This is a genomic window from Streptomyces sp. CNQ085 (assembly GCF_022614595.1).
In the GTDB taxonomy this organism is placed as follows: domain Bacteria; phylum Actinomycetota; class Actinomycetes; order Streptomycetales; family Streptomycetaceae; genus Streptomyces.
In genome coordinates, this window is sequence record NZ_JAJFAU010000083.1 from 3,436 (window position 1) to 21,979 (window position 18,544).

Annotated in this window: 24 protein-coding genes; 20 read left to right on the forward strand and 4 right to left on the reverse strand. The window is 72.2% G+C overall.

The features are described 5' to 3' along the window. The first annotated feature begins 56 nt into the window (after nt 1-56). From rsmD to mutM, 7 genes are all read left to right on the forward strand, one after another. On the forward strand, nt 57-650 hold the full coding sequence (gene rsmD, locus LJ221_RS14990) for a 16S rRNA (guanine(966)-N(2))-methyltransferase RsmD (RefSeq protein WP_241717233.1): 594 nt from the start codon (nt 57-59) through the stop codon (nt 648-650). Nucleotides 651-676: 26 nt separating this feature from the next. Further along, nucleotides 677-1,156 carry a pantetheine-phosphate adenylyltransferase gene (gene coaD, locus LJ221_RS14995; protein WP_241717255.1) on the forward strand — a complete coding sequence of 160 codons (480 nt, stop codon included), beginning with the start codon at nt 677-679 and terminating at the stop codon, nt 1,154-1,156. 94 nt (nt 1,157-1,250) lie between these two features. Then, on the forward strand, nt 1,251-2,339 hold the full coding sequence (locus LJ221_RS15000) for an ATP synthase F0 subunit B (protein ID WP_241717234.1): 1,089 nt from the start codon (nt 1,251-1,253) through the stop codon (nt 2,337-2,339). Nucleotides 2,340-2,469: 130 nt separating this feature from the next. Then, nucleotides 2,470-3,129 carry a DUF177 domain-containing protein gene (locus LJ221_RS15005; RefSeq protein ID WP_241717235.1) on the forward strand — a complete coding sequence of 220 codons (660 nt, stop codon included), beginning with the start codon at nt 2,470-2,472 and terminating at the stop codon, nt 3,127-3,129. A 2-nt stretch (nt 3,130-3,131) separates the two neighbouring features. Then, nucleotides 3,132-3,305 (forward strand): 50S ribosomal protein L32, encoded by a 174-nt coding sequence (rpmF, locus tag LJ221_RS15010; protein ID WP_241717236.1) that lies wholly within the window; start codon nt 3,132-3,134, stop codon nt 3,303-3,305. A 19-nt stretch (nt 3,306-3,324) separates the two neighbouring features. Then, on the forward strand, nt 3,325-4,128 hold the full coding sequence (gene rnc / locus LJ221_RS15015) for a ribonuclease III (RefSeq protein ID WP_241717237.1): 804 nt from the start codon (nt 3,325-3,327) through the stop codon (nt 4,126-4,128). Between the two features lie 148 nt (nt 4,129-4,276). Next, nucleotides 4,277-5,137, forward strand: coding sequence for a bifunctional DNA-formamidopyrimidine glycosylase/DNA-(apurinic or apyrimidinic site) lyase (gene mutM, locus LJ221_RS15020; protein ID WP_241717238.1), 861 nt, complete (start codon nt 4,277-4,279; stop codon nt 5,135-5,137). A gap of 295 nt (nt 5,138-5,432) precedes the next feature. Here mutM and LJ221_RS15025 read toward each other — a convergent pair whose 3' ends face one another. The 3 genes from LJ221_RS15025 to LJ221_RS15035 all read right to left on the reverse strand — a co-directional run bounded on the left by LJ221_RS15025 (nt 5,433) and on the right by LJ221_RS15035 (nt 7,709). Continuing rightward, nucleotides 5,433-5,711: a hypothetical protein gene (locus tag LJ221_RS15025; RefSeq protein ID WP_241717239.1), complete on the reverse strand. Its 279-nt coding sequence runs from the start codon at nt 5,709-5,711 to the stop codon at nt 5,433-5,435. 724 nt (nt 5,712-6,435) lie between these two features. After that, entirely contained in the window at nt 6,436-6,936 is a 501-nt protein-coding gene (locus LJ221_RS15030) for a GNAT family N-acetyltransferase (protein WP_241717240.1), read from the reverse strand. Next, nucleotides 6,933-7,709, reverse strand: a complete 777-nt coding sequence (locus LJ221_RS15035) for a GntR family transcriptional regulator (protein ID WP_241717241.1) — start codon at nt 7,707-7,709, stop codon at nt 6,933-6,935. Before LJ221_RS15035 ends, LJ221_RS15030 begins: the two co-directional genes overlap by 4 nt. Nucleotides 7,710-7,884: 175 nt before the next feature. On the opposite strand from LJ221_RS15035, the gene LJ221_RS15040 reads away from it, so the two are divergent. The 10 genes from LJ221_RS15040 to LJ221_RS15085 all read left to right on the forward strand — a co-directional run bounded on the left by LJ221_RS15040 (nt 7,885) and on the right by LJ221_RS15085 (nt 14,322). After that, nucleotides 7,885-8,235 carry a hypothetical protein gene (locus LJ221_RS15040; RefSeq protein ID WP_241717242.1) on the forward strand — a complete coding sequence of 117 codons (351 nt, stop codon included), beginning with the start codon at nt 7,885-7,887 and terminating at the stop codon, nt 8,233-8,235. A 6-nt stretch (nt 8,236-8,241) separates the two neighbouring features. Continuing rightward, nucleotides 8,242-9,582 carry an FtsK/SpoIIIE domain-containing protein gene (locus LJ221_RS15045; protein ID WP_241717243.1) on the forward strand — a complete coding sequence of 447 codons (1,341 nt, stop codon included), beginning with the start codon at nt 8,242-8,244 and terminating at the stop codon, nt 9,580-9,582. An 82-nt stretch (nt 9,583-9,664) separates the two neighbouring features. Continuing rightward, nucleotides 9,665-10,393, forward strand: coding sequence for a DUF2637 domain-containing protein (locus LJ221_RS15050; protein ID WP_241717244.1), 729 nt, complete (start codon nt 9,665-9,667; stop codon nt 10,391-10,393). Nucleotides 10,394-10,411: 18 nt separating this feature from the next. Then, nucleotides 10,412-10,588, forward strand: coding sequence for a hypothetical protein (locus tag LJ221_RS15055; protein WP_241717245.1), 177 nt, complete (start codon nt 10,412-10,414; stop codon nt 10,586-10,588). Nucleotides 10,589-10,590: 2 nt separating this feature from the next. After that, nucleotides 10,591-10,779: a mobile element transfer protein gene (locus LJ221_RS15060; RefSeq protein ID WP_241717246.1), complete on the forward strand. Its 189-nt coding sequence runs from the start codon at nt 10,591-10,593 to the stop codon at nt 10,777-10,779. Between the two features lie 25 nt (nt 10,780-10,804). Beyond that, nucleotides 10,805-11,122 (forward strand): SpdD protein, encoded by a 318-nt coding sequence (locus LJ221_RS15065; protein WP_241717256.1) that lies wholly within the window; start codon nt 10,805-10,807, stop codon nt 11,120-11,122. A 95-nt stretch (nt 11,123-11,217) separates the two neighbouring features. Beyond that, entirely contained in the window at nt 11,218-11,400 is a 183-nt protein-coding gene (locus tag LJ221_RS15070; protein WP_241717247.1) for a hypothetical protein, read from the forward strand. Nucleotides 11,401-11,408: 8 nt separating this feature from the next. Then, entirely contained in the window at nt 11,409-12,794 is a 1,386-nt protein-coding gene (repSA, locus tag LJ221_RS15075; protein WP_241717248.1) for a replication initiator protein RepSA, read from the forward strand. 2 nt (nt 12,795-12,796) lie between these two features. Beyond that, entirely contained in the window at nt 12,797-12,991 is a 195-nt protein-coding gene (locus LJ221_RS15080; RefSeq protein WP_241717249.1) for a helix-turn-helix domain-containing protein, read from the forward strand. After that, nucleotides 12,991-14,322, forward strand: coding sequence for a site-specific integrase (locus LJ221_RS15085; protein ID WP_241717250.1), 1,332 nt, complete (start codon nt 12,991-12,993; stop codon nt 14,320-14,322). Before LJ221_RS15080 ends, LJ221_RS15085 begins: the two co-directional genes overlap by 1 nt. On the opposite strand, the gene LJ221_RS15090 is transcribed toward LJ221_RS15085, so the two are convergent. Next, the gene (locus tag LJ221_RS15090) at nt 14,250-15,188 is read right to left on the reverse strand and encodes a CAP domain-containing protein (RefSeq protein WP_241717251.1); all 939 of its coding nucleotides are present in this window, start codon (nt 15,186-15,188) and stop codon (nt 14,250-14,252) included. The genes LJ221_RS15085 and LJ221_RS15090 overlap by 73 nt on opposite strands. A gap of 172 nt (nt 15,189-15,360) precedes the next feature. On the opposite strand from LJ221_RS15090, the gene LJ221_RS15095 reads away from it, so the two are divergent. From LJ221_RS15095 to LJ221_RS15105, 3 genes are all read left to right on the forward strand, one after another. Next, nucleotides 15,361-15,678, forward strand: coding sequence for an acylphosphatase (locus LJ221_RS15095; protein WP_241717252.1), 318 nt, complete (start codon nt 15,361-15,363; stop codon nt 15,676-15,678). A gap of 284 nt (nt 15,679-15,962) precedes the next feature. Then, on the forward strand, nt 15,963-16,172 hold the full coding sequence (locus tag LJ221_RS15100) for a hypothetical protein (RefSeq protein ID WP_241717253.1): 210 nt from the start codon (nt 15,963-15,965) through the stop codon (nt 16,170-16,172). A 177-nt stretch (nt 16,173-16,349) separates the two neighbouring features. Next, a partial coding sequence (locus LJ221_RS15105) for a chromosome segregation SMC family protein (RefSeq protein ID WP_241717254.1) occupies nt 16,350-18,544 on the forward strand: 2,195 nt, incomplete at its 3' end.

Genomic DNA, 18,544 nt, shown 5'->3' on the forward strand with positions numbered 1-18,544 from the left:
CCCCCCCCCCCCCCCCCACCACACACCCGCGCGCACGACCTGGAGACGGTGAAGCGATGACCCGCGTGATCGCCGGAACGGCCGGCGGACGACGCCTGGCGGTGCCGCCCGGCCAGGGCACCCGCCCGACCTCCGACCGGGCGCGCGAGGGGCTGTTCTCCACCTGGGAGTCGCTGCTCGGCCCGCTGGCGGGCCTGCGGGTGCTCGACCTGTACGGGGGCTCGGGCGCGGTCGGCCTGGAGGCCCTCTCGCGCGGTGCGGCCCACGTCCTGCTGGTCGAGTCCGACGCCCGCGCCGTGCGCACCATCCGCCAGAACGTCCGCGGCCTCGGCCTGCCCGGCGCCGAGGTGCGCGCCGGCCGGGCGGAGCAGGCGGTGCGCGCGGAGGCTCCCGCGGAGCCGTACGACGTGGTGTTCCTGGATCCGCCGTACGCCGTCGGGGACGAGGAGCTGCGCGAGATCCTTCTCACACTCCGGGCCGGGGGGTGGCTCGCGAGCGGTGCCCTCGCCACCGTGGAACGGAGCACCAGGGGCGGCGAATTCCGCTGGCCCGCCGGTTTCGAGGGGCTGCGGTCCCGCCGCTACGGCGAGGGAACGCTCTGGTACGGTCGCGCCGCCGAAGAAGCCGAAGAGGTCACCGACGTGTCATGACCCGTATGGAGAGCGAGGAAACGCCAGTGCGCCGCGCCGTCTGTCCGGGGTCCTTCGACCCCATCACCAACGGACACCTCGACATCATCTCCCGCGCCTCCAGGCTCTACGACGAGGTGTACGTCGCGGTGATGATCAACAAGTCCAAGCAGGGAATGTTCGCCGTCGAGGAGCGGATGGACCTGATCCACCAGGTCACCGCCGAGTACGGCAACGTGCGGGTCGAGGCCTTCCACGGCCTGCTGGTGGACTTCTGCAAGCAGCGCGAGATCCCGGCCATCGTCAAGGGCCTGCGGGCGGTCAGCGACTTCGACTACGAGCTGCAGATGGCCCAGATGAACAACGGGCTCTCCGGGGTGGAGACGCTCTTCGTGCCCACCAACCCGACCTACAGCTTCCTCTCCTCCAGTCTGGTCAAGGAGGTCGCGGCCTGGGGCGGCGACGTCTCCCACCTGGTGCCTCCCGTGGTGCTCCAGGCCCTGCGCGAGCGGCTGTCCCGCCCCTGACGCCTCCGGCGCCCCCGCCCCGCCCGGGCCCGCGTCCGGGCCGGTTCCCGCATCCGCTGTCGCACCGGCGGCCACTGCCCGTACAGTCGCTCCCGTGGACGTACAGCAGAAACTCGACGACATCGTCACGGCGGTCGAAGGCGCCCGGTCCATGCCCATGTCGGCCTCCTGCGTGATCAACCGCGCGGAGCTGCTGGGGATGCTGGAAGAGGTGCGGCAGGCGCTGCCCGGCTCGCTCGCCCAGGCCCAGGAGCTGATCGGCGACCGGGAGCAGATGATCGCCGAGGCGCGGCAGGAGGCCCGGCGGATCATCGACTCCGCACAGACCGAGCGCGGTTCGCTGGTCTCCGGCACCGAGATCGCCCGCCGCGCGCAGGAGGAGGCCGACCGCATCCTCGTCCAGGCGCGCCAGGAGGCCGAGGGGATCCGGGCCGAGGCCGACGACTACGTCGACAGCAAACTCGCCAACTTCGAGGTCGTCCTCAGCAAGACCATAGGCTCGGTCGACCGGGGGCGGGAGAAGCTGCTGGGCCGGGATCCGGGCGCCGGCCCGTACGGCGAGGAGGGCGGCGAGGACATCCCGGAGCGCCCCGCCGACCCCGCCGAGCTGCGGGAGCGCGCCGACACCTACGTGGAGGCCCAGTTCCGGGCCTTCGAGACGGTGCTGTCCAAGACCCTGGAGGCGGTCGGACGCGGGCGGCAGAAACTCACCGGCCACCGGCCCATCGACGAACTGGGTGCCCATCTGGCGGCCCAGGACGAGCAGGAGCAGCAGAGCGACGCCGACTACCTCGCGGACCTCGCCGCCGTCTCCCACGAGCGGCGGGCACCGCAGCCGCGGCAGTCCCCGCAGGTTCCCGCGCAGCAGCAGCCCGCGTACGAGCCGCAGCCGCAGGATCCGTACGCCTACCAGCAGGGTGGTTACGGCTACCAGCAGGAGGGCTATCCGCAGGAGTACGGGCAGCCGCAGCCGCAGCCGCAGGATCCGTACGCCTACCAGCAGGGTGGTTACGGCTACCAGCAGGAGGGCTATCCGCAGGAGTACGGGCAGCCGCAGCCGCAGGATCCGTACGCCTACCAGCAGCAGCCCCCGCAGCAGCCCGCGGCGCTCGACGAGACCAGCTTCTTCGACACCAGCATGATCGACATGGAGCAGCTGCGACAGTACGAGCAGGGCCGCTAGCCGCGCCGGCCCGGATCGGGTCCGGCCGGACCGGATTGGGTCCGGGGCGGCCGGTCCAGTATCCTGGCCATTCGGTCGTGGTCCGCCCGCGACGTTCGGCTGCCCAGAACGCAGGAATCGGAGCCAGCCGGTGTCAGACCGCAGAAAGCAGGAAGCCCTGAACGCCCCCCTCGACCACCGTTCCCCCCTCGTGCTGGACACGCGCGAGCTGGGGCGACGTCCGGGTGCGCTCAAGGAGTTCTCCCGGACGGTCCCGGCTCCCGGGGATCTCGGTATCGAGGTCATCAGGGTGCCGGAGGGCTCGCCCATGGAGCTCGACCTCCGCCTGGAGTCGGTCATGGAAGGGGTGCTCGTCACGGGCACCGCCCGTGCGCGGCTGAAGGGGGAGTGCGTAAGGTGTCTGGAGCCGCTGGAGCAGGAGTGCGAAGCGGATTTCCAGGAGATGTTCTCCTACCCCGACGCCGACGACCGGAGCCGCTTCGCGGACACCGGCGACGACGCCGAGGACGAGGAGACGTTCCAACTCGAGGGCGACCTGCTCGACCTCGAGCCCGTGCTGCGTGACGCGGTGGTGCTGTCGCTGCCGCTGCAGCCGGTGTGCCAGGAGGACTGTCCCGGACTCTGCCCCCGTTGCGGGGCGCGGCTCGCGGACGACCCCGGGCACGACCACAACGAGGCCGTCGACATCCGGTGGGCGGCTCTCGAAGGACTCGCCGGCTCCATGCGGGACGGCGGGATGGACGAAGACAACGCACCCCGCACTGGCGGGGACGATCCACAGGAGAAATAGCCGTGGCTGTTCCGAAGCGGAAGATGTCGCGCAGCAACACGCGCCACCGCCGGTCGCAGTGGAAGGCTGCGGTCCCGGCCCTGGTGAAGTGCGAGCGCTGCCAGGAGCCCCGTCAGCAGCACATCGCCTGCCCGAACTGCGGCACCTACAACCGCCGCCAGGTCCTCGAGGTCTGATCGGCTGGTGACGGGCTCCATGTCAGACGCCACTACGCCCGGAGACCTCCCCCGCGACGACGGGGGTGAATCGGCGCGGAGGGCGGGTCTGGTGGACGCGGCGGCCTCGTCCCACACGCTTCTGGAAGGGCGGCTCGGGTACCAGCTCGAGTCCGCCCTTCTGACGCGTGCACTGACGCACCGCAGCTACGCGTACGAGAACGGCGGATTGCCCACCAACGAGCGCCTGGAGTTCCTGGGGGACTCCGTGCTGGGCCTGGTGGTCACCGACACCCTCTACCGCACCCATCCGGACCTGCCCGAGGGGCAGCTCGCCAAGCTGCGCGCGGCGGTGGTCAACTCCCGTGCGCTGGCCGGGGTCGCCCGCGCTCTCGATCTGGGCGCCTTCATCCGGCTCGGCCGGGGCGAGGAGGGCACCGGCGGCCGGGACAAGGCGTCGATCCTCGCCGACACCCTGGAAGCGGTGATCGGCGCGGTCTACCTCGACCGGGGGCTGGAGGCGGCCAGTGAGCTGGTGCACCGCCTCTTCGACCCCCTGATCGAGGAGTCCTCCAACCTCGGTGCCGGGCTGGACTGGAAGACCAGCCTCCAGGAGCTGACCGCGGCCGAGGGGCTGGGAGTCCCGGAGTACCTGGTCACCGAGACCGGCCCCGACCACGAGAAGACCTTCACGGCTGCCGCCCGCGTCGGTGGTGTCGCGTACGGCACCGGCACCGGCCGCAGCAAGAAGGAGGCCGAGCAGCAGGCGGCGGAGGCCGCCTGGCGCGCCATCCGGGCCGCCGCCGACCAGAGGGAGGGCCAGACCGCCGAGAAGGTCTCCTGACCGGCCCGGCACCCGCCTCGCGTCTTCCGCCCACCCGCCTGGAATCCGGACGGGTGGGCGCGTCTTTCCACCAGTGACACGCGGTCCCCCCGCACACACGCACACCGCCTCCCGCTGACGCGGGATCCCCGTCGACGAGGAGCCGTCGTTGCCAGAGCTGCCCGAGGTCGAGGTCGTCCGGCGCGGAATCGAGCGCTGGATCGGCGGCCGCACCATCGCCGGGGCCGAGGTGCTCCACCCGCGAGCGATCCGTCGTCACCTCGCCGGAGCGGACGACTTCACCGGCCGGCTGCGCGGGGCGCGCGTCGGCACGCCCCTGCGCCGGGGCAAGTACCTGTGGCTGCCGCTGGAGGGCACCGGCCAGTGCGTCCTGGCCCATCTCGGCATGAGCGGGCAGCTTCTCGTCCAGCCGCAGGACGCCCCGGACGAGAAGCACCTGCGCGTCCGCGTCCGCTTCGCCGACGACGCGGGCACCGAGCTGCGCTTCGTCGATCAGCGCACCTTCGGCGGGCTGTCGCTGCACGACACCGCGGAGGACGGCCTGCCCGACGTCATAGCCCACATCGCCCGCGACCCGCTGGATCCGGCCTTCGACGAGGAGGCATTCCACGCCGCCCTGCGCCGCCGCAGCAGCACGCTCAAGCGGGCCCTGCTCGACCAGTCCCTGATCAGCGGGGTCGGCAACATCTACGCGGACGAGGCGCTGTGGCGCTCCCGGCTGCACTACGACCGCCCCACCGCCACCCTCACCCGCCCGCGCACCGCCGAACTCCTCGGCCACGTCCGCGACGTGATGAACGAGGCCCTCGCCGTCGGCGGCACCAGCTTCGACAGCCTCTACGTCAACGTCAACGGGGAGTCGGGCTACTTCGAACGCTCCCTGGACGCCTACGGCCGGGAGGGCCTGCCCTGCCGCCGCTGCGCCGCACCGATGCGGCGCAGTCCCTGGACGAACCGCTCCAGCTACTTCTGCCCACGCTGCCAGCCCCCGCCCCGCCTGGCGCGCTGAACACCGCCCGCCGCCCGGACGGGGCGACGGGGTACCCCGGCGGAGTCGTTCAGAAGCCGAAGAAGTGACGCGGGGCCTCGCTGACCTGGGGGCCTTCCGGCGGCCAACGCTGTGACCTGCGGCTTACCCGCCGACGGTTGTCAACGTCGGTCGCCTTTGGCTGCCCTCGGACGGCCCAGCGACGGCCCGAGTGGAGGTGCGGTGCACACCCCTCGACGCGAACCACCAATGGGGCGTCGGCCTCGGTCGCGATGGTCGCTGTACAGCACCGGTCCTGAAGATCGCTAGCCCGCCCCTACTCCTTGATCTTGACCTGGAAACCAAGGCGCTTCAGCCATGCGGCCGCATGCTCCTTGCCACCGCTGAACTCGCCGGAAGTCAGAGCCCGTCCCTGGTCCCACTTATGCGCTACTCCGGCGATCGCCTTCGAGTCGTACTCCCGCCCCTCGTGCACGAGAACGTACGATCGGGCCTCTCCGAAGCCGTACTTCGACAGGAACGCCTCACGTCCTGTCTCGTCGTGCTCCTCGATGGTCTTGAGTACGGATGTCCGTGTGATCGCTCCTCTGCGCATGGACGAAGGCTACGGCTAGGGCTGACAACGCGGTGACGATCCCGGTCAACTTGTTGGCAGGCGAAGGTTTCCGGGGACACGGCCTGCGGTTACGGCGTGAGGTCGGTGGAACGGGTTTGGCCGGTGTCCTGCCTGGGCTGGGGTCGGGCATGATCAGGGGGCCGTACGCTGGTTGGCAACTCGGGCAGGCTTTGGACCTGCCCGCAATGTGTCCGAGTGGCCCCCTGGTCGTGCCCGACGCGGGTCCCGGACCGGGCAGGTGGGTAAAGCCGTGGAGCCGACCGCCCCAGCCCCGGCCTGGTCTTTTCGCCCCCTTGCGGGCGCGGGCGGGTGACGGCGCGCGGCCCCGGCGGCGAAGACGAGGAGGGGCCAAGCGCGGCGGCGCCCGGCCCCGGCGCCGCCGCGCTGTGCGCGGCACCTGATCCCTGTGGGATCAAGACTGCACCTGTGCAGACGTGGAGGCCGGGAACCGTGGGACGCGTTTTCGTGTTCCTGGTGTGCTGTGCACGGCCCCACCGGTTCCGCCGGTCCAGAGATGCCGACCGGTGTGGTCGATCCTGGTTGGGGCCAGTCGGACACAGCGGCGGGCAGGGTCGAGGGCTGTCCGGGGTTGCTGGAGCTGCGGTTTGGCGGCTCGGGTTGGCGGTGGTCGGTGGACCGTTCCCCGGCGGCCGGGCAAGCGAGCGGAGCGAGCCTTGATGAGGTGGAGAAACCTGTAACAGCCCTACGTGGGGCGCTGGAACAGGGCACCTGACTTCCGGTGCTCCAGGTCGACCAACCTGACCAGTGTGAACCCCTGGCGTTCGTAGTAGCGGTGCAGCCCGGGGTTGGTCTTCCACGCATCCAGGCGCAACCACCCCTTGCCCTGCTGAGCGGCACGCTTGGTAGCCCAGTCCAGCATCACGGCCCCGATATCCCGCCCCGCCGCTGCCCGGCTCGTCGCCATGCGGTGAACGTAGAGCGCACTGTCGGGGTCGTCGGCCTCGGTCCAGAACTCCGGGTCGGCGTGGTCGTCCACGGTGATCGTGCCGGTGGGCCGGTCCTCGTCATCGACCGCCAGGAAGCACTCGCCGTGCCTGATGGCCTTCTGGATGCGGTCGCGGTGGGGCGGGAACTGCCACTGGTCGATCCCGCGTGAGGCGAGCCACTCGGACGCTTCGATCAGAAGCTCCTCGACGGTCGGCAGCTCCTCGGCGCTCGCGGGCCGGATGCGGAGTCCGCTCATGACTGGTCCGCGGGCGTCTCGCGGCGTCGCTCGTAGGAGATCACGTGACGGTCGCCGGGCAGGACCGAGATCGCGACCCGGACGGGCTTGCCCTCCTCGGTGTACCCGGTGCACACGTGGTAGCCGACGGGAGTTCCCGGGGCCAGCTCCAGCCGTCGTACCTCGTCGGGGGTGGGCATGCGGACGTACAGCTCATCGATGGCCCGCTCCTGACGGTAGCCGAGTCCGGCCAGCACCTCGTTCGCGCCCTCGGGGATGCTCTCGGGCCGCATGATCGGGGTGTCCCGCACCAGGTCGAGCGGGAAGAAGCTGTCGTTGATGTTGAACGGCTCGCCATCCAGGTAGCGGACCCTGCGGCGGATGACGACGAGTTGCCCGGCTTCGAGCTGGAGGCGCTTGGTCACCTCGGCGGTCGGCTCCACGATGCTGACCTCGATGGTCTGCTCGGGGTCGCGGCCCTGGTGCTCGGTCATGAAGGCGTCCATCTCCGGCGTGTACGGCCGGGGGCGGAACTCCGCCTGGGGTCGGAAGACCATCGGCTTGCGCTCGCGGACGAAGTACCCGACGGGGCGCTTGGAGACGATCAGTCCTTCGTTGACGAGGATGTCCAGCGCCGCACGGACGGTGCCGCGCGTCACGCCGTACTCGTCGGTGAGCTGGGCCTCTGTCGGCAGCTTGGCGCCGGGCGCGAGAGTGCCGGCCGCGATCTGCTGGCGCAGGTCGTCGGAGATCTGCTGCTTGTAGGTGCCGCGACCGACCTTCTTGACTGCCATGTCTCCATGAAACGCCGCGCGACCTGCATTGTCCAGTCAATGTGGCCAAAGCTCTTGACGGAGCGCCGCCGAGGGGTCAACATCTGAACTGTTCGCATTGTTCAAACAATGCAGACGTTGATCTGGCCCGTGGGCAGTGCCTGCCTGCTGCCCTCCCCTGAGAGGAAGTCCTGTCATGGCGTCTTTCAAGATCGACCTGTCGACCGCTGCGGTGATCGTGGCGACCTCCCCGCAGCCGAAGATCGCGAACCGGCGGACCGGTGAGATCGCCACCGACCCGGAGACCGGCGCGCAGCTGATGACGGTGGGCCTGATGGTGGTGGACGACGGTGAGGCCAACCTGCTGGACAAGGTCACGGTGCTGGAGACCGGCATCACCGGGGAGCTGACCACCGGGGCGCCGGTGGGAGTGACCGGGCTGCGGGCGCGGGAGTGGGAGAACGTCTTCAACGGCGAGAAGCGGCAGGGCATCTCCTTCCGCGCGGTGGCCATCACCCCGATGGTCCCGGCGACGGTGCAGGGCTGATCGGCCATGTCGAACCTGACTGCTGTGGTGCTGGTGGTCGCTGTGGTGGCCGGTGGCGGGCTGCTCGCTCGCCGCCGGTTCCCGGCCCTGTTTTGGCTGCTGGCCGGGTTGCCGGTGGCCTGGGTGCGGCTGCACCTGACGTATGCGGCCACGATGGAGGTGTGCGGGCTGACCGTCACCCCGTCACGGGCGCGGGCCTTCCTGACCCGGACGGTGGCCCGCCGGGAGGTCCGGCCGGTTCCGCCCCGGATTCTGCGGGTGCGGCCCAGCGCGACAGGGCTGCGGATGCGGCTGCGGCTTCCGGCCGGGCTGGAACCGGCAGATGTGGCGGCGGCCTCGGTGCGGCTGCGCCACGCCTGGGGCGTGCACGCCGTGCACGTGGCCGAGGTCAAGCCGGGTGTGGTGGAGCTGCGGATGACCGGCTACGACATCCTCAAGCGGGTGCGGATGCCGCGTCGGGGCCTGCCCACGGATGCGCTGGTGGTGCCGGTGGCGCTGCGCGAGGACGGCACCGCGTTCGTGCGCGACTACCGGGCCATTCCGCACGCGCTGACGCTGGGTGCGAACCAGTCGGGCAAGTCGATGTATCTGCGCAACCTGATCACCGCGCTCGCGGTCCGGCCGGTGGCGCTGGTGGGCATCGACTGCAAGCGCGGGGTGGAGCAGCGCCGCTTTGGCCCGCGGCTGTCGGCGCTGGCCACCACCCCGGATGAGGCATCCGGCCTGCTGGCCGCCCTGGTGGCGGTGATGGAGGACCGCTTCGACCTGCTCAGCGAGCACGGGGCCTCGGACCTGTGGGACCTGCCCAAGAAGACGCGGCCGACCCCGGTGGTGGTGCTGGTGGATGAGGTGGCCGAACTGTTCCTGGTCGCCGCCAAGAAGGACGAGGCGCGCCGGGATGAGATGGTCACGTCCCTGGTGCGGCTGGCGCAGATGGCCCGCGCGGTTGGCATCTACCTGGAGATCTGCGGCCAGCGCTTCGGCTCGGACCTGGGCAAGGGCGCCACCTCGCTGCGCGCTCAGCTCACCGGCCGGGTGGTGCACCGGGTCAACGACAAGCAGACCGCCGAGATGGGGCTGAACGACATCGCCCCCGAGGCCATTCCGGTGGCCACCACCATCGCCCCGGACCGGCCCGGCCTGGCCGTGGCCGGAGACGCCTCCGGCGCCTGGTCCCGCATCCGCACCGTGGAGATCGCCCCGGACGCTGCGGCGACCGTCTGCCGCACCTTCGCCCATCTCACCCCCGACCTTCCGGCCCTGGCCGCCTGGCGGCCCGCCGCCCCGGCCGTGCCGGATGCGGATGAGCGGCCGTCGCTGGTCAAACCGGCCCCGGTCACCGACTAACACCCCTCCCCGCCATCGGTGGGCGCGACCGCTCTTCGCGCCGTGTCCCTACCCCCGCCATGCCTGAAAGGAGGTGCTCCCCGTGCGTACCAAACTCCGCCTCGACGCCGTGCTGATCCAGGCCGTCATCGCCGGTGCCCTGTCCTTCGCCCACCTGCACGACCTGGCCGCGGCGGCCGGGCAGGACGGCTGGAAAGCCTGGGCCTACCCCATCAGCGTGGATCTGCTGCTGGTCGCCGCCTGGCACCGCATCCGCACCCTGCAAGCCGCCGACCTTCCCGCGGGCTCGGCCTGGTGCTGGTTCATCATCGCCCTCGCGGCCTCGCTCGGCGCCAACGTCGCCACCGCCGGGCTCCTCGACCTGGCCGACGTGCCCGCCTGGCTGCGGATCCTCGTCGCCGGATGGCCCGCGCTGGCCTTCTTCGGCGGAACCCTGCTGGCCCACACCACACCCGACACCACCCCGGAGCTGGAGCCGGATGCGCCGGCCTCCGCACCGGAGCCCTCGGCTGCCCCGGTCGTCGAGCGCGCACCGGAACCGGCCGCCCCGGCCTTCGAGCCGGACCCGGTCCCCGAACTCGATCCCGCCCCGGCCGCGCCCGAACCCGAATCGGCCCCGGCTGCCGACCCGGCTCCGGCTCCGGCTGCTGCTCCGGCGGTGGCGGTTCCGGCCGCGCTGGTCGAGCACGCACGGAAGGTCGCCGACGCCCACCGCGCCCGCACCGGCACGCCCATCGACCCCGGCACCCTGCGCGCCCGCCTCGGGGTGCCCGCCCCGATGGCCGACGCCATCGCCGCCCAGCTCGTCTGACAGGAGGACTGATCCGCCATGGCCGGACGTGAACCCGACCGCTCCGACTTCCTCGACGCCGCCCGCGAGATGGCCGACACCGGCCGCCCTGAGCTGGCCCGCTGGCTCGCCGAGGAAGCCGCCCAGCAAACCACCGACCCCGACGAAGTGGCCTACATCCTGGCCAGCTACCCCGACCCCACAACCAAGGAGTGACCATGCCGCGCCCGAACCGCTTCCGCGACGTGACCCGTATCGGCCCGGTCCAGGTCGGCACCCACTACGACGGCCGGGGCCGCGACAAGCACACCACCGCCTGCACCGCTCCGCGCTGCGGCTTCTCCGCCGACTACCACAGCCGCTCGGCCGCCGAGCTGGCCGCCCGCACCCACCGCTGCACCGCCTGACCTGAGAGGAGCACCCGCGATGTCGATGTTCCGCCCCACCTACCCGCCGCCCGACACCTACACGGCCCCGGCCACGCCCGCGGCCCCGTCCCCGGCCGCGCCGCTGGTCCCCGCCGACCCGGATCCGGCCACCGCACCCGCCCCGGTTCCGGCGCCGTCCCGGCCGGTCCTCCAGCTCACCCCCGGCGCCCTGGTCGCCGTCGCCGCCGGTGGCACCGCGGCCGTCCTGGTGACTGGCACGGTGCTGGTCTCGCTGTTCCTGGCCGTCGCTGTCACCGCCACTTCCGTGGCCGTGTGCGCGGTTGTCCTGCGCTCCCTGCTCAACAGCCAGCACCGCCGCTGAACGGCCTCCGGGGCGGCCTCAACCGCCAAGTCTCCGCCGCCCCGGACGCCTCCTTTCCCTTCCAGATCCGCAGATCCGAAAGAGAGGACCTCATCATGCCCCAGTACGCTCCGCCCCGGCCGATCTGCCGCGACTGCGACGGCTTCCCGACCGTGGCCATCACCACCGGCACCCGCCACCGCGACGGCACCCGCGTGGCCGTCCGCGTGGTCTGCCCGGCCTGCCGAGGCACCGGCCACGCCACCCGCGCCGCGGTCCTGGTCCGCGCCGGGCGGTGACCGCGCCCATGACCGACGCCGCCACGCTGGCGGGGGTGGACCCGATCACCTGGCAGGACTTCCTGCGGGTGGCCGGGTCCCCCGGCTTTGACCGCTGGCAAGAACAGGTGCGCCGCACCGGCGGCTGCGCCGACCCCATCCACCTGACCGGCTCCACCAAGACCCTCGACCGCACCACCGACACCGTCCTGCACGCCTACTCCACCGATGATGAGCCCGGCGGCAGGCTGCGGGTAGCCTGCGGCAACCGCCGCGCCTCGCGCTGCCCGTCCTGCGCCTGGACCTACGCCGGAGACACCTACCACCTCATCCGCGCCGGACTGACCGGCGACCCGGCCAAGGGCGTGGCCGAGGCCGTCCGCGACCACCCCCGCGTCTTCGCCACCCTCACCGCACCGTCCTTCGGCCCGGTGCACAACCGGCCCGCCCGCGGCCGGTGCCGCTGCGGTGCCCGCCACCGCGAGAACGCGCCCGAGCTGGGCACCCCGCTCGACCCGGACACCTACGACTACGCGGGCGCGGTGCTGTGGAACAACCACGCCTCCGAGCTGTGGCGGTACTTCACCATCTACCTGCGCCGGGAAGTCGCCCGGCAGACCGGACGGACCCAGAAAGCCTGCCATCAGGTGCTGCGGGTGTCCTTCGGCAAGGTCGCCGAGTACCAGCGCCGGGGCGCGGTCCACTTCCACGCCGTCATCCGCTTCGACGGCCCCGGCGGACCCGCCTCCGCCCCGCCTCAGTGGGCCACCGTGGAGCTGCTGACCAACGCTATCCGCGCCGCCGCTGCCCGCGTCGCGGTCACCGTGCCCGCCGCCGGCACCCAGTCCGCCCGCGTCCTGCGCTGGGGCACCCAGCTCGACATCCAGCCCATCGGCGCCTTCGACGGCGGCGAGATCACCGAACAGGCCGTCGCCTCCTACGTCGCCAAGTACGCCACCAAGGCCGCCGAGACGACCGGCACGGTGGATCACCGGGTCGGCAGCATTGAGGCCCTCGATCTGCTGGATGTGCCCGAGCATCCCAAGCGGCTGATCGCGGCCTGCCTCGACCTGCACCGGCTCTACCCGGACCGCAAGCTGCGCGAGTGGGCGCACATGCTCGGCTTCCGCGGCCACTTCTCCACCAAGTCGCGCCGCTACTCCACCACCCTCGGCGCGCTGCGCCAAGTCCGCGCCGACTACCGCGCCGCCGAACAGCGCGCCGCCCTCGGCCTGCCCGACCCCGACGACCGCCCCGAAGCGACCGTGCTGACCGTCGCCCACTGGGCCTACGCCGGGCACGGCCACACCGCTGGCGAGTCCTGGCTCGCCGCCCAGATCGCCCGCGATATCCGCGCATCCCGCGACGCAGCACGCGAAGCACGCGCAGACCTCGAAGCACAAGGAGAGTGGTGACCATGGCCCGTCCGCTCCCGGCCCGCTACCTGACCCCGGTGGACGTGGCCGACCTCCTGGGCGTGCCGGTGGAGACCGTCTACCAGTGGCGCCGCAAGCGCACCGGCCCCCGCGGCTTCCGCGTCGGCCGTCACCTGCGCTTCGACCCCGAAGACGTACGGCGCTGGGTGGCCGAGCAGATGGAGGCGGCTGCCTGATGGCCGGACACATCCAGGACCGCTGGTTCAAGACCATGCCCGGCCCGGACGGCAAGCCGGTCAAGGTCAAGACCGACCGGCACGGCACCGGCCTGCGCTACCGCGCCCGGTACGTCGCCCCGGACGGCACCGAGAAGAGCCAGTCCTTCCCCGACAAGGCCAAGCGCAAGGCAGAAGCCTGGCTCGCCAAGATCGGGGCCGACATGGCACGGGGTGACTACGTCGACCCGGCGTCGGGCCGTGTCACGTTCCGGGAGTACGCCGCGGACTGGATCAAGACGCAGACGACCGACCCGGCTACGCGGGGCTCCGTCGAGATGCGGCTACGGCTGCACGCGGTCCCGTACCTGGGCTCTCGGGGGATGGGGACGATCCAGCCGTCGCATCTGCGGCTGTGGATGCGGCAGATGGAGGACGCCGGACTGTCCCCGGCCTACCGCCGGGTGATCTTCGCGCACGTCTCGACGGTCTTCACCGCTGCCGTGGAGGACCGCGTGATCCGCGAGAACCCATGCCGGGCCCGGTCGGTCAAGGCTCCCCGGCCCGACCCGCGCAAGGTCAAGCCGTGGCCGGAGGAACGTGTGATGGCGGTCCGCTCGCAGCTCCCGGACGGCTACCGCGCGATGGTCGAGCTGGCGGCGGGCTGTGGGCTGCGGCAGGGGGAGGTCTTCGGCCTGGCCGTGGAGGACCTCGACTTCCTCGGCGGCCTGGTGCACGTCGTCCGCCAGGTCAAGTTGCTGGACAACCGGCCGGTGTTCGCTCCGCCCAAGGGTGGCAAGGAGCGGGACGTACCGCTGCCGGAATCCGTGGCGGCCGTCCTGGCCGACCACATCACCCGGCACAAGCCGTGTGAGATCACGCTGCCGTGGAAGATGCCGGACGGTCCGCCGGTGACGGCGACGCTTCTCTTCTCCAGCCCGACCGGGCTCCCGCTGGACCGGAACCGCTTCAACGACCGTGTGTGGAGGCCGGCACTTCGGGCTGTCGGTGTGCCGACGGGGCGGGAGAACGGCATGCACGCGCTACGGCACTTCTACGCCTCGGTCCTCCTGGACGCGGGGGAGAGCATCAAGGCTCTGAGCGAGTACCTGGGGCACCACGATCCGGGCTACACCCTGCGGACGTACACGCACCTGATGCCAACGAGCCAGACGCGGACCCGTGCCGCTGTGGACCGGGTCTTCGGCGGCCCGGTGGGCTCGGGCGACGGCCCGGAGACGGCCCAGGGGGCAGATCAGGGCTCTGACCTGGAGGATTCTCAGAAGCCGAAGTTCTGCGTCCACCAGGGGCCGCCCTCGGCGAAGTGCGCGCCCACGCCCAGGGTCCGGTAGTCGCAGTTGAGGATGTTGGCACGGTGACCGGGGCTGTCCATCCAGGCGTCCATCACCGACCGGGCGTCGGCCTGGCCGCGGGCTATGTTCTCGCCGCCGAGGTTGCCGATGCCCGCCGCCTCGGCGCGGTCCCAGGGGGTGTCGCCGTCGGGGCCGGTGTGGGAGAAGAAATCCCGGGTGGCCATGTCCCGACTGAACTCCTGCGCCAACTCCGCCAGTTCGGGATCTGCGGTGACCGGTCGGCAACCGGCCTCGGCGCGTTCCAGGTTGACCAGTCTCAGCACCTCCGCTGCGGCGGCCGTCTCCTCGTCGGGGGAGGGGAGGCCGGTTGCGGTGGGCTTGGTGGGGAAGGCGGAGGGTGCGCCGGGGGTGTCGGAAGGCGCGCGGAGGACGTCGCCCGCGTCGCCCTCCTCGGCCGGAGGCGTATCGCCGCGCGACGGGGTGGGTTCGGCCGGCTTCTCCGACGGGGCGGTCTCCGGTTTCTCCGTGGCCCGGCCGCGGGAGGGCTCGGCGCCGGGGGAAACGGTACGGTCGTCGCCGTGGCCGGCGCTGGGATCCTCCCCGCGGGCGTCCGGAGCCGGTGTCGTCGTGCCCTGGGTCCGCAGGTCCCGCAGGTCGTCCGGGGCCACGCCGGAGGGGGAGGCGAACCCGCCGACGGTGTAGTCGCCGTTCGGGCCGGGCAGTAGTCCCGAGGCCACCGCCACGGCGCCCATCGCCATCGCGGCCGAGGCTCCGAGGAGGCCGGTGCGGACGGGGGCGGCGCTCCGCCTGCGGTGCGGGCCGCGGTGGCGTCCGCCCGCCGCGTGGCGGTCGGAGGCGACGGGGGCCGGAGCTGGAACCGGTTCGGCGCGGCGGTGGCGTCCCATCTGCTGCAGTCCTCACGTGATCGGCGTCACTTTTGTCACTCGAAAGAGTGAGTCCCGTTGCGGCGTGACTGTACGGCATCCATACGGGGCGGAGGGGCGGGCGACGCAAACACGGGAGGCGGGAGAGGGCGGGGGCGCGCAGGAGCGGTGCGAGCCCGGATAGCGTGCACCCATGAGCACGAGGACACAGAGCGCCGGTGAGGACGCGGCCGGGGAGACCGTCCGGATGACGGCCTGGGTGCGCGGACGGGTGCAGGGGGTCGGTTTCCGCTGGTTCACCCGGGCCAGCGCGCTGCGGATCGGCGGCCTGGCGGGCTTCGCGCTCAACCTCGGCGACGGCCGGGTCCAGGTGGTTGCCGAAGGGCCGCGTGATCGTTGCGAGCTGCTGCTGAGATGGCTCCGAACGGGTGATACGCCGGGTCGGGTCGAAGGCGTGACCGAGATCTGGGGGCCATCGCGCGGGGGCTACGAGGGCTTTGCGATCCGATGATCCAAAGAGGTTGCCTTTCCCCTCGTGACGTGCAAGGCTGCGGCCAGCGTCACCCCCCGAGGAACCCCGCGAGCCCTCCGGCAGATTGAGTGCCGTCGAGTCAAGGCCGCCGGGGTGCGCGGCGTGATCGTGTTGACCGTCAAAAGTTTTGGTGACACTCTGGAAGCCCCGCGCATCGCAGCAGTTCTGCCTTGGGAATGAAGGCCGAACGGCGATCGCGGGTACGAATCCCTCACGATCCACCACCGTTCCGGTCGGTCATTCAGTGTGGAGGACCATCCATCATGGCAAAGGCGCTTCTCGGTTACGTCGGCGGTTCCGACCCCCGAGTCCTCGCCGAGATGCGACGGCTGCAGCAGCGTGTTCAGGACCTGGAATCCGAGCTGGTACGGGTTCAGGCGGAGAACGACGCGCTGTCGGCCGCCGCTGCACGGCACGGCGACTCGTTGCTGGAGAGCATCGACGTATCCAAGGCGGAGCCTGCGCTCACCTGACCTCCCGGTCCGGGGAACGCAGCGCCGAGCCGCTGGAGAAAACTGCAAGGGACGCTTCGGCGTCCCTTCGTCGTTTCCGGCCGGGGTGTGGCTTCTACCGTGTGATGTGCCCCACCCGTTCAGCGGTGAAACCCGCTTCGGCCGCGGAACCGACACCTGGGAGTAAAGTCCGGATACGTGCACCTCAAGAGCCTGACCCTGCGCGGGTTCAAGTCCTTCGCCTCGGCCACGACGCTGCGTTTCGAGCCGGGCATCACCTGCGTGGTGGGTCCCAACGGCTCCGGCAAGTCCAACGTCGTGGACGCCCTGTCGTGGGTGATGGGTGAGCAGGGCGCCAAGTCGCTGCGCGGCGGCAAGATGGAGGATGTCATCTTCGCGGGGACGGCGGGCCCTTCCGGCCGCCCCCCGCTCGGCCGGGCCGAGGTCTCCCTGACCATCGACAACTCCGACGGCGCCCTGCCCATCGAGTACACCGAGGTCACCATCACGCGGATCATGTTCCGCAACGGCGGCAGCGAATACCAGATCAACGGCGACACCTGCCGGCTGCTGGACATCCAGGAACTGTTGTCCGACTCCGGTATCGGCCGCGAGATGCACGTCATCGTCGGCCAGGGCCGCCTCGACTCCGTCCTGCACGCGGATCCGGTAGGCCGCCGGGCCTTCATCGAGGAGGCCGCCGGCGTCCTCAAGCACCGCAGGCGCAAGGAGAAGGCGCTGCGGAAACTGGACGCGATGCAGGCCAACCTCGCCCGCGTCCAGGACCTCACCGACGAACTGCGCCGCCAGCTCAAGCCGCTGGGGCGGCAGGCGGCCGTCGCGCGCCGGGCGGCGGTGATCCAGGCCGATCTGCGGGACGCCCGGCTGCGGCTGCTGGCCGACGACCTGGTGGCCCTGCGCGCGGCGCTGAGGGCCGAACTCGCCGACGAGGCGGCGCTCAAGGAGCGGAAGGAGGCGGTGGAGGCCGGCCTCGCGGAGGTGCTGCGGCGGGAGGCCGCGCTGGAGCAGCGGGTCAGGGAGTTGTCGCCGCGGCTGGAACAGGCGCAGCAGACCTGGTACGAGCTGTCGCAGCTCGCCGAGCGGGTGCGCGGCACGGTGAGTCTGGCCGACGCCCGGGTCCGCAGTGCGTCCGCCGAGCCCGTCGAGGAGCGCCGGGGACGCGACCCGGAGGACATGGAGCGCGAGGCGGCCCGGGTCCGCGAGCAGGAGGCGGAGCTGACGGCCGCGCTCGAGACGGCGGGCCGGGCGCTGGAGGACACCGTCGCCCACCGCGCCGAACTGGAGCGCGCCCTGGCGGACGAGGAGCGGCGGCTGAAGGACGCCACCCGCGCCATCGCCGACCGCCGCGAGGGACTGGCCCGGCTGCACGGCCAGGTCACCGCCGCCCGTGGCCGCGCCGCCTCGGCGCAGGCCGAGATCGACCGGCTGGCCACCGCCCGCGACGAGGCGGCCGAGCGCGCGGCGGCGGCCCGGGAGGAGTACGAGGCGCTGCGGGCCGAGGTGGACGGGCTGGACGCGGACGACACCGAGCTGGCCGAGGGCCACGAGGCGGCCGGACGGGAACTGGCCGAGGCCGATACGGAGCTGAGCGCGGCCCGAGAGGCGCTGTCGGCCGCGGAGCGGGAACGCGCGGCGACCGCTGCCCGCCGTGACGCCCTGGCCCTGGGGCTGCGCCGCAAGGACGGCACCGGCGCCCTGCTCGGCGCCGGCGGCGAACTGACCGGACTGCTCGGCCCGGCCGCCGAGCTCCTCACCGTGACCCCCGGCTTCGAGGTGCCCGTCGCCGCCGCTCTCGGCCCGGCCGCGGACGCCGTCGCCGTGGACGGCCCGGCAGCGGCCGCCGGTGCCCTGCGCCTGCTGCGCGCACAGGACGCCGGCCGTGCGGCGCTGGTGCTCGGCGGCGCGCCCCGGGAGGAGCCTTCCGCGACCCTGGACGTACCCGGCGCGCGGTGGGCCGCGGAGCTGGTGTCGGGCCCTGAGGCCCTGCTGCCCGCCGTGCGGCGGCTGCTGCGCGGTGTGGTGGTGGTCGAGGCCCTCCGGGACGCGCTGGAGCTGGTGACTGCCCGCCCGGAGCTGACCGCCGTCACCGCCGAGGGTGATCTGCTCGGCGCCCACTTCGCGCAGGGCGGTTCGGCCGGGGCGCCGTCGCTGCTGGAGGTGCGGGCGTCGGTGGACGAGGCCTCCGCCGGGCTGGCCGAACTGGACGGCCGGTGCGAGGCGCTGACCGGGGAACGGGACAGAGCCCGGGAGCGGCGGCGCGAGTGCGCCGCCCGGGTCGAGGAGCTGGGGGCACGGCGCAGCGCGGCCGACCGGGAGAGATCGCAGGTCGCGGGCCGTCTGGGGCGGCTGGGCGGGCAGGCGCGGGCCGCGGC